Source organism: Mycobacterium angelicum, assembly GCF_002086155.1.
GTDB lineage: Bacteria > Actinomycetota > Actinomycetes > Mycobacteriales > Mycobacteriaceae > Mycobacterium > Mycobacterium angelicum.
Genome location: NZ_MVHE01000060.1, coordinates 23,584 through 32,423 on the forward strand (window position 1 = coordinate 23,584; position 8,840 = coordinate 32,423).

Sequence of the window (8,840 nt, forward strand, 5' to 3'; positions counted from 1 at the left end):
GCGATGTAGTCCAAGGATGGCGCTGGTGGGGGCTTGTTGCCAGGCAACGAACCCCCATCTGCACCCTCCAATTTTGTTCTCACATCACGGTTTTCGCGCGGTAAGTAACGACGGAGTCCACGTCGCGTCAACCCGACCCCAATCGCCCGAAACTCGAGGACGTGCGCTCATGTCTGAATGTGCCTTGGCCACCGTGGGCCCGGATTGGTCGCAGTGGCCGACGCGGATACTGGGCCACGCCGACCCCACCACCATCGCCCACCGCGCGGGGTCCTACCGCATCATCTCTCCCGAGCAGACCTGGCAGGCCGTACAGCCGATGCTGCGGCCGGCGGGGATCACCCGCGTCGCCGACCTCACCTGGCTCGATGATCTCGGGATTCCCACCGTTCAGGCGGTGCGCCCGGCCTCCCTGACGCTGTCGGTCAGCCAGGGCAAGGCGGCAACCTACTGCGCCGCCCAAGTCTCCGCGGTCATGGAATCGCTGGAAATCTGGCACGCCGAAAACGCCACGCCCGAGCTGTTTTCCATGAGCACAACCGAGATCGCGCACACACTCACCTACGACCCCGCGCAGCTGCTCCGCCCGGCGCGCAGCTTCTACCATCCGGGCGCCAGGCTGCACTGGATGACCGCGACGACGCTGTTGACCGGCCGCCAGACCTGGGTGCCGTGGGAGGCCGTACTGGTCAACGCGACAGTCGAAAACCGTTGGGACCCACCGGTTTTCTCGATGGACACCACGGGGTTGGCCTCCGGCAACAGCTACTGGGAGGCCAGTCTGCATGCGCTGTACGAAGTCATGGAACGCCACGCCATGGCCGCCGGCATAGCCGGCGCCACGCTATTCGAAGTGCCTCTCGACGACGTCGCCGACTCCCGGTGCGCCGAGCTGGTCGACATGATTCACCGGGCCGGAAGCGAGCTGAAGATAGCCCGGACCGACACGTGGGATGGCTTCTATTGCTTTACCGCCGAACTGTGTTCGCGCCTGCTCGGGGTGCCGTTCAGCGGTTTCGGTTTCCACCACGATCCCAACGTGGCGCTGTCCCGGGCGATCACCGAAGCCGCGCAATCGAGGCTGACGGCGATCAGCGGAGCCCGCGAGGATCTGTCGCCGGCGCTGTACCACCGTTTCGCCCGAGTGCACGCGTACGGCCCGCTGCGGCCGACCATGCGCCAGTTGCCTGCCGCCGAACCCACGCCCTGGCACGTTTCCGACTCCGGCTCGCTCAGTGACCTGTTGGCCACCGCGGCAACGGCGGTGGCCGCCAGGTCGGGAACCGAGCCGCTGGCGGTGGTGTGCGATCTGGCCGGCAGCTGCGTCCCGGTGGTCAAGGTCCTCGCACCGGGCCTGACGGCAGCACACGGTTCCCCGCTGCGAATCCCGTTGCAGGAGCTGGCATGACTGCCGCATGCCGCGTCGTGGTGACCGCCGGGCCCACCATCAGCGCCGGCGATATCCACACCGTGGTGCCCGATGCCGAAGTGGTGCCGCCTATTTCGTTCGGCGATGCCCTGCGCTACGGGCTGGAGCCGGGCGACACGCTGCTGATAATCGACGGGCTCTTCTTCCAGCACGCGCCGGTACGGCACAAAGAGCTGTTGACGTTGCTGGACGGCGGGATTCGCGTGGTCGGCTCGTCCAGCATGGGCGCGTTGCGCGCCGCCGAGCTGCATCCCTTCGGAATGGAAGGCTACGGCTGGGTATTCGAAAGCTACCGCGACGGGCTTTTAAACGCCGACGACGAAGTGGGCATGGTCCACGGCGAGCCCGAAGACGGCTATCCGGTGTTCGTCGACGCGCTGGTCAACATTCGCCAAACGCTGAGGCGCGCCGTCGAGACCGGTTTGCTGTCGGCTCGACTGGCGGCCGACCTCGTCGAAACGGCACGCCGCATGCCGTTCACGGCGCGCAGCTGGCAGCGCGTGCTGACCGTCGCCGGCATTCCCGAAAGGCGTTGTACTGCAAAGCAATTGCAGGCATTGCGGGTCGACGTCAAACACGCCGATGCCCTGGTCGCATTGCACAGCATCGCCGCCGAAGACCACCGCGGTGGCGTGGCGGACCGCCCTCGTCCGCCGCAAACCATCTGGTCGCAGCGCTGGCAACAACGCTGGGCGCCAACGATTCCGGTCGCTGTCACCACCGACAGCCAAGCCCAGACCACCGCCGAGGTCCGTGACACCGACGTCCTCGCCCTGCTGAGCCTCTGCGCCACCGACCGCTGGGCCTACCTGCCCGCCCTCGAACAGGTCGCCTCGTGGCACTGGCGGCTGGCCCACCTCGGCCCTGACGGCGACGTTCGCGAACACGCGTCCCTGGCCGCTGGGCAGGTCGGCGCCGAAAACTACCAGCGCGCGCTGGAGATCGTCGCCCACGGCTATGCCGTGGCCGTTGGACTCGCCGACGAGTCCGGCTTCCCCGAGCCGGTCCGGGCGCAGTGGCTGACCCCGGACGAGAACGAAACCCTGCGCGATGACCCGGTTTCCGTCTCGGCGCGGCTGCTCACCCGCACTTTGTTCGTCACCCGGGCGCTGCCGGCCATCGAGCACTTTCTCGACCTGCTACGTGCGGATCCGCGACTGCCGCAGTGGCGCACCGCGGCGGCCCAAGCGCTGGCCAGACGCGACGAATTAGCCTGCCAGAAGCCGCATTTGAACCTGCATCGACCCGACCCCAGGCAGCTCAAGAGTCTGTTTGCCAAGCGATGGCGCACCGAGGTGGACTGCATCGAGCTGGCCCAACGCGGCCTGATGAGCGAGGAAGCCTTCTACACCGCCGCCACTCTGTTCGCCGTTGCGGCCGCCGACGACCGGCTGCCGGCTATAGAAGTGGGCGCACTGGGTCCGGCGCACCGGTGACCACACATCTGGTGCGGGTGTAGATGGTGGGCATGCACAGGTTGCAGTGGGTGCAGGCCGATTTCACGGCATGGTCGGGGTCTTCGGCCTTGATCCGGTTGACCAGGTCGGGCTCGGCCAGCAGTGCCCGCGCCATCGCGACGAACTGGAATCCCTCGGCCATCGCCAGGTCCATCGTGTCCCGGTTGGTGATGCCGCCCAGCAGGATCAGCGGCATCTTCAGCTCGGCGCGGAACAGCTTGGCGTCACGCAACAGATAGGCCTCGCGGTAGGGGTACTCGCGCAAAAACTTCTTGCCGGTCATGCGCATGCCCCAGCGCAGTGGCGGCTTGAACGCACCGGCGAACTCCTTGATCGGGGCGTCGCCGCGGAACAGATACATCGGGTTGACCAGCGAGCTGCCCGCGGTCAGTTCGATGGCGTCCAGCCCGCCGTCTTCCTCCAGCCACTTGGCGGTGATCAACGACTCCTCGGTGCTGATACCGCCCCGGATGCCGTCGGCCATGTTGAGTTTGGCGGTGACGGCGATCTGGTTGTGCACCGCGCCACGAACCGTGCGCACCAGCCCCCGCGCGACTTTGGCCCGGTTTTCCAGCGATCCGCCGAACTCGTCGTCGCGCCGGTTGATCAGCGGGCTGAGAAACGAGCTCGCCAGATAGTTGTGGCCCAGGTGGATCTCGACGGCGTCGAACCCGGCCTCGACGGCCAGCCGGGCGGCATCGGCGTGGGCGGCCAGGACGTCGTCGATGTCGCGGCGGCTCGCTTTTCTGGCGAACCGCATCCCGATCGGGTTGAAGAACCGCACCGGTGCCAGAGCCGTGGCTTTGTTGGTCTTGGCGTTGGCGACCGGACCGGCGTGGCCGATCTGCGCGCTGATGGCCGCGCCTTCGGCGTGGATCGCGTCGGTGAGCCGGCGCAACCCGGGGACCGCCTCGGGGCGCATCCAGAGCCCGTTGCCCTCGGTGCGGCCGCCGCGGGAGACCGCGCAATAGGCGACGGTGGTCATGCCGACCCCGCCGGCGGCCGGCAGCCGGTGGTACTCGATCAGGTCGTCGCTCACCAGCGCGTTCGGCGTGCGCGCCTCGAACGTCGCAGACTTGATGATCCGGTTGCGCAGGGTGATCGGGCCGAGTTTGGCCGGGCTGAACACGTCCGGCGCCGCCTGAGGCGCGGTCTCAGGAGCCATCTCAGGAGCGTAATCCTGGGATCGCCGAGATTGCCGTGAGGGTTACGAGTACCCGCCCGATCACGACCGTGGCGGCAATCTCGGCGCGGCTGCACGCCTCGTGCCAGACTGTCTGCCGTGGGCGCAATAACGCTGGACGGCAAGGCCACCCGCGACGAGATCTTCGTCGACCTGAAAGAGCGGGTCACCGCATTGACCGCGGCGGGCCGCACACCCGGACTGGGCACCGTCCTGGTCGGCGACGACCCCGGGTCGCACGCCTACGTCCGCGGCAAGCACGCCGACTGCGCCAAGGTCGGCATCACCTCGATCCGCCGTGACCTGCCCGCCGACATCAGCACCGAGACGCTCAACGACACCATCGACGAGCTCAACGCCAACCCCGAGTGCACCGGCTACATAGTGCAGCTGCCGCTGCCCAAGCATCTCAACGAAAACGCGGCGCTCGAGCGCGTCGACCCGGACAAGGACGCCGACGGTCTGCACCCGACCAACCTGGGCCGGCTGGTGCTCAACGACCCGGCTCCGCTGCCATGCACGCCACGCGGCATCGTGCACCTGCTGCGGCGCTACGACGTGGAGATCGCCGGGGCCCATGTGGTGGTGATCGGCCGCGGGGTGACGGTGGGCCGGCCGCTGGGGCTGTTGCTCACCCGTCGCTCCGAGAACGCCACGGTTACGTTGTGCCACACCGGAACTCGCAACTTGGCGGCGCTGACCAGGCAGGCCGACATCATCGTGGCCGCCGTCGGGGTGCCACACATGCTGACCCCCGGCATGGTGCGCCCCGGGGCCGCCGTCGTCGACGTGGGCGTCAGCCGGGTGGACGGCAAGCTCACCGGCGACGTGCATCCCGGCGTGTGGGAGGTGGCCGGCCATGTGTCACCCAATCCCGGCGGCGTCGGCCCGCTGACGCGGGCATTCCTGCTGACCAACGTGGTCGAGCGGGCCGAGCGGTCATGACCGTCCGGGCCATCCTCGGGCGCGCGGTGCGCGCCCAATGGCCGGTGCTGGTCGTCGGGCTGATCTTCCTGGTGGCCTTCGCGCTGGCCGGGGCCAACTTCTGGCGCCGCGGCGCGCTGCTCATCGGTATCGGTGTCGGGGTGGCCGCGGCCCTGCGGTTGGCGCTGCCCGACGAGCGGGCCGGGCTGCTGGTGGTGCGCAGCCGGGGAACCGACTTCCTGACCACGGCGGCGGTGGGGGCCGCGATGGTCTACATCGCTTCGACGATCGACCCGCTGGGGACGGGCTAGGACCCCGGCAGGCCCGGTATCTGCGGCAGCCCGGGTATCTGTTGCTGCAGGCCCGACAGGTTTCCGGCGGCGACGTCGGCCATCACCGAGGGGCAGTACATCGAAATCGCGATGCTGGTGAAGGTCTCGGCCATGTCCTGGGACATGCCCTGGGTGCGCGCGACCACGCTGGCCGCCGCGGAGTTGAACGACCCGCCGGGCTGGGCCAGCATCGGGCACACGGATTGGCCCAGGGCTTCGGCGTTGATCGGGTCGCCGTAGTTGACGCCGGCGTTACTCAGTGCGGAGATGAACGCGTCGTCGACCGGATTCGCCTCGGCCGGTGATGCTAATGCCGCCGCGGCGGTGAGAACGCCTGCGCACGTCGCCAGCAGACGAACCGACAGAGGCTGGTGGCGCCAAAGGTTCATGTCAGAAACCTTGGTACATGGCTGTCACATTCAGAACACGATGGCGTAAAGGTTTGCATTCCGCAGCGTTTTGCGGCCCAGAACCGGCGCGATCACGGCACGCTGCGGCCCATGATCTCTCGCCAGAAGTTTTTGCGCGGCGCACTGGGAGCGCTGGCAACTTCGGCGGTGTTTCCAGCGGCGTGGGGGCGCGCGGATCCGGGTTCGGGGTGGGCGAGCCTGGCTTCCTCGATCGGCGGGCAGGTGCTGCTTCCGGCCAACGGCGGCTCGTTCACCCGCGCAAAGCAGATCTTCAACGCCAACTACGACGGCCTGAACCCGGCGGCGGTGGTGACGGTCACCTCGCCGGCGGACGTGCAGAAGGCGGTGGCGTTCGCCGCCGCCAACAAGCTGAAGCTCGCCCCGCGCGGCGGCGGACATTCCTACATCGGCGCGTCGACGGCCAGCGGCGCCATGGTGCTCGACCTGCGTGGCCTGCCCGGCGGGGTGAACTTCGACGCCGCCACCGGAAACGTCACGGTGCCGCCGGCAACCGACCTGTATGCCGTGCACCAGGCGCTGGCCGGCGCCGGCCGGGCCATCGCCACCGGCAGCTGCCCGACCGTCGGCGTCGCCGGCCTGGCGCTGGGCGGCGGGATCGGCGCCGACACTCGCCATGCCGGCTTGACCTGTGATGCGCTGCGCTCGGCGACGGTGGTGTTGCCCAGCGGCGAGTTGGTCACCGCCTCGGCCGACGACCATGCCGATCTGTTCTGGGCGCTGCGTGGCGGCGGGGGCGGCAACTTCGGGGTGACGACGTCGCTGACGTTCGAAACGTTCGCCACCGCCGACTCCGACGTTGTCCGCGTTGATTTCCCGCCCGCGTCGGCCGCCCAGGTGCTCGTAGGGTGGCAGACCTGGCTGGCCGGAGCCGACCGCAATGTGTGGGCGTTGGTCGATCTGGCGGTGGGTGGCTCCGCAGGCGGGAACTGCCATGTGTTGGCGACCTGTCCGGCCGGGTCCGGCCCGTCCGTCGCCGACGCGATCAAGTCGGCCGTCGGAATAGCGCCCAGCGGAGTCGAGCACAAGACGCTCAGCCACATGAACCTGGTGATGTATCTGGCCGGCGGCAACACCACCTATCCGCCGGAGGGCTTCGTGGCCGGGTCCGATGTGATCGGCACGATGAATTCGGCTGCCGCCCAGGCCGTCGTCGCCGCCATCGGCAAGTGGCCGCCCGCCGCGGGCCGGGCGTCGGCGCTCATCGACTCCCTCGGCGGCGCGGTCGGTGACGTCGACGCGGCCGGTTCGGCCTTTCCGTGGCGCCGGCAATCCGCTGTGGTGCAGTGGTACGTCAACACCCCCGGGAGCGCCCAGGTGTCGGCCGCCAACACCTGGCTGAGCGCGGCACACCAAGCGGTGCAACAGTTTTCGGTCGGTGGCTACGTCAATTATTTGGAGCCCAACACCCCCGCCTCCCGCTATTTCGGCTCGAACTTGGCGCGATTGACCACCGTGCGGCAAACCTACGACCCCGGCAAGTTGATGTATTCCGGCCTCGATTTCTGACGATTCAATCGTTAGCCAACGTTTGCTCAAGCCTTCCCCGGCACGGTTGGGGACAAAGTGCGAGCGTTGGGAGGTCGGCGATGTCGCAATTGACGGTAGCGCCGCAGTTGTTGTCCGCGGCGGCATCGGATTTGGCGGGTATCGGCGCCAAGATCAGCGCCGCCAACAGCGCGGCGGCGGCCCTGACCAGCAACCTGCAAGCGGCCGCCGCCGACGAGGTGTCGGCCGCCCTGGCCACGCTGTTCGGCACGCACGCTGTGCAATATCAAGACATCGGCGCCCAGCTGGCCAGCTTTCACGACCAGTTTGTGCATGCGCTGTCCGCGGCCAGCGGCTCGTATGCGGCCACCGAGGCCCTGAACGCGGTCAACGCGCAGACCATGGCTTTGCTGGGCCGGCCGTTGATCGGCAACGGCGCCGACGCGACGATGCCCGGCGGCAACGGCGCGCCCGGCGGCCTGCTGTACGGCAACGGCGGGGCCGGCGCGGCCGGGCGCCCGGGTCAGGCCGGCGGTAACGGCGGGGCCGGCGGGTGGCTGTTCGGCAACGGCGGGACCGGTGGGGCCGGCGGCGCCGGTGTGAACAACACCAGCATCGGCGGCCACGGCGGTGCCGGCGGAACGGGCGGGGCCGGCGGGAGGGCCGGCCTCATCGGTGCCGGAGGAGCCGGGGGCAACGGCGGTAGCGGCGGCGCCGGCCAGGGCGAGTTCTTCACCGGCTTCGGTGGCCCTGGCGGGTCGGCCGGTAACGGTGGCGCCGCCGGACTCATCGGGTCTGGCGGGGCAGGCGGGGCCGGCGGCGCCGGCGGAGTGGGCGGCACCGGTGGCAACGCGGGCGCCGGCGGCAACGGCGGTGCCGCCGGGACGCTGTACGGCAACGGTGGCGCCGGTGGAGCGGGTGGTGACGGCGGGGGCGGTTTCGGCGGCGGCAGCGGCGCGTCCGGCGGACACGGCGGGGCCGCCGGGCTGATCGGTAACGGTGGGGCCGGCGGTAGCGGCGGAGCCGGCGCACTGGCGCTGGCCCCCGGGACGGGTGCCGCCGGCGGCGACGGCGGCGCCGGCGGAACGCTCTACGGCAATGGTGGTGCGGGCGGCGCCGGCGGATTGGGCGCGTTGGTCAGCGACGGCGGACCCAGCGGTGCCGGCGGGCTGGGCGGCAACGGCGCGGCGGCGGGTTGGATCGGCAACGGCGGGCTCGGTGGGGCCGGCGGTGCGGGTGCGGCCGGCGGCAACGGGGGCAACGGGGGACAGCTCTACGGCAACGGCGGCGACGGCGGCGCCGGTGGCACGGCAGTGGCCGCCTTCACCTTCGGCGACCTAAAACTGCCCAGCGTCAGCGCCGGACACGGCGGCAACGGCGGCAACGCCAACCTCTTCGGCTCCGGAGGCTCCGGCGGCCAGGGTGGCCAGGGGGTAGCCGGAATCAACGGCGCAGCCGGCGTCAACCCCGCCCCGGCGGGCCAGGTCGACCCGGCGGCTGACGGCACTCAAGGCAGTGGCGGTGGCACTGGGCAAGCGGGCAGCCCGGGCACCCCCGGTGGCAGTGGCACCCAAATCGGGATGGCGGGCGGGACCGGCG

General features: G+C 69.8%; 8 protein-coding genes and 1 pseudogene. 7 read left to right on the plus strand and 2 right to left on the minus strand.

Annotated elements, in window-relative coordinates:
* Nucleotides 1-169 precede the first annotated feature (169 nt).
* Both BST12_RS23440 and BST12_RS23445 read left to right on the plus strand, forming a co-directional pair.
* Nucleotides 170-1,408: a YcaO-like family protein gene (locus BST12_RS23440; RefSeq protein WP_083115648.1), complete on the plus strand. Its 1,239-nt coding sequence runs from the start codon at nt 170-172 to the stop codon at nt 1,406-1,408.
* The gene (locus BST12_RS23445) at nt 1,405-2,865 is read left to right on the plus strand and encodes a TfuA-like protein (protein ID WP_083115649.1); all 1,461 of its coding nucleotides are present in this window, start codon (nt 1,405-1,407) and stop codon (nt 2,863-2,865) included. The genes BST12_RS23440 and BST12_RS23445 overlap by 4 nt, the downstream gene beginning before the upstream one ends.
* Here BST12_RS23445 and BST12_RS23450 read toward each other — a convergent pair.
* Nucleotides 2,828-4,051, minus strand: a complete 1,224-nt coding sequence (locus BST12_RS23450; protein ID WP_083115650.1) for an NADH:flavin oxidoreductase — start codon at nt 4,049-4,051, stop codon at nt 2,828-2,830. The genes BST12_RS23445 and BST12_RS23450 overlap by 38 nt on opposite strands.
* A 117-nt stretch (nt 4,052-4,168) precedes the next feature.
* Here BST12_RS23450 and BST12_RS23455 point away from each other — a divergent pair, with 117 nt between their 5' ends.
* Nucleotides 4,169-5,014, plus strand: a complete 846-nt coding sequence (locus BST12_RS23455) for a bifunctional methylenetetrahydrofolate dehydrogenase/methenyltetrahydrofolate cyclohydrolase (RefSeq protein WP_083115651.1) — start codon at nt 4,169-4,171, stop codon at nt 5,012-5,014.
* Nucleotides 5,011-5,304 (plus strand): DUF3017 domain-containing protein, encoded by a 294-nt coding sequence (locus BST12_RS23460; protein WP_083115652.1) that lies wholly within the window; start codon nt 5,011-5,013, stop codon nt 5,302-5,304. Before BST12_RS23455 ends, BST12_RS23460 begins: the two co-directional genes overlap by 4 nt.
* Here the strand turns inward: BST12_RS23460 and BST12_RS23465 are convergent.
* Nucleotides 5,301-5,714 (minus strand): DUF732 domain-containing protein, encoded by a 414-nt coding sequence (locus BST12_RS23465; protein WP_083115653.1) that lies wholly within the window; start codon nt 5,712-5,714, stop codon nt 5,301-5,303. The genes BST12_RS23460 and BST12_RS23465 overlap by 4 nt on opposite strands.
* Nucleotides 5,715-5,828: 114 nt before the next feature.
* On the opposite strand from BST12_RS23465, the pseudogene BST12_RS34345 reads away from it, so the two are divergent.
* The 3 genes and pseudogenes from BST12_RS34345 to BST12_RS23475 form a co-directional block, all read left to right on the plus strand.
* Nucleotides 5,829-6,428 (plus strand): annotated as a pseudogene (locus BST12_RS34345) (FAD-binding oxidoreductase); the annotation flags it as partial.
* Between the two features lie 450 nt (nt 6,429-6,878).
* Nucleotides 6,879-7,262 (plus strand): BBE domain-containing protein, encoded by a 384-nt coding sequence (locus tag BST12_RS34350; protein ID WP_264063019.1) that lies wholly within the window; start codon nt 6,879-6,881, stop codon nt 7,260-7,262.
* 80 nt (nt 7,263-7,342) lie between these two features.
* The coding region (locus BST12_RS23475) for a PE family protein (RefSeq protein WP_083115655.1) at nt 7,343-8,840 on the plus strand (1,498 nt) is incomplete at its 3' end.